The organism is Methylobacterium aquaticum, from assembly GCF_001043915.1.
GTDB lineage: Bacteria > Pseudomonadota > Alphaproteobacteria > Rhizobiales > Beijerinckiaceae > Methylobacterium > Methylobacterium aquaticum.
This window is the reverse complement of sequence record NZ_LABX01000378.1, coordinates 1-888: the sequence shown is the minus strand read 5'-3', so window position 1 is coordinate 888 and position 888 is coordinate 1. Positions and strand designations below refer to the sequence as shown.

Below are 888 nucleotides of genomic sequence, written 5' to 3'. Positions count from 1 at the left end.
TCCTGTCCATGCCGGGCATCCGGGAGTGGTCCATGCCCTCCATGCCGCCCGAGCCTGGCTTCGGCGTCACCGCGCGGTTGAGTTCGCGCCAATCCTTGGGATCGACCACGTCGTAGCGCGCCACGCCGGCGGTGACCGCGGAGTAGTGCGGCGCGCGCACGGCGACCGCGGGGTTGGCGGGCAGGACGAGCCAGTCCGGCGCGGCGGTGGGCACGCAGGCCGCAAGCGGCAGGGCCGTGAGCGCCACGGCCGGCTTGAGGAGGTTGAGCATCGGCTTGGATCCCGAACGGGGGCTGGCGGCCGCGACGGCAGGCGCGGACCGGCGGACAGGGGGGGGCGCGAAGGCGCGGCTGTGCCGACGATGCGGGGCACGGCCTTGTGCAGGAAGGGGCCTGGTCAGAGCTCGGCCGGAGGCGGCGTACGGGAGCGGGCGGGCGGCGCGCCCGCCGCGGTCAGGCGCGGTACCTGGGTGGCCGCTCGATGCGCAGGGGACGCGGCTCGGCGACGCCGTCCTGCTGGGTCAGGCCGAGGGTCTCGGAGGGACGCAGGCTCAGCGCGTCGCCCGACCAGGGCGCGTCCGGCACGGCTGCCTGGCAGGCCAGGGGACAGCAGGTCGCCATGCAGCCCGCCGCACGCTTGTGATGACTGTGCGCGCCAGGAGACTGCTGGTGACCAGGGCCGGCGGAGGCGTCTGCCGCGGCACCCGGACTGGAGAGCGTGCCGGTTCCGTGCTCCGCTTGAAGGGAGACCCCGGACGACGCATCATCGTTGCCCGCACGCGCATGATGATGACGATGGTGCGCGTGGGGCTCTGACGCCTTGAGGGCAACCCCCAAGTGGTCGGCGGCGGCATGCCGCATCATCGTGCATGGCACTGCCGGGGCGATG

Annotated in this window: 2 protein-coding genes; both read right to left on the bottom strand. The window is 74.1% G+C overall.

Annotated features, from left to right (window positions below):
* Positions 1–271: hypothetical protein (locus tag VP06_RS32365; RefSeq protein WP_048467933.1), on the bottom strand; the 271-nt coding region annotated here is incomplete at its 3' end.
* Positions 272–452: 181 nt separating this feature from the next.
* The gene (locus tag VP06_RS39120) at positions 453–887 is read right to left on the bottom strand and encodes a hypothetical protein (protein ID WP_048467932.1); all 435 of its coding nucleotides are present in this window, start codon (positions 885–887) and stop codon (positions 453–455) included.
* Position 888: the final 1 nt, after the last annotated feature.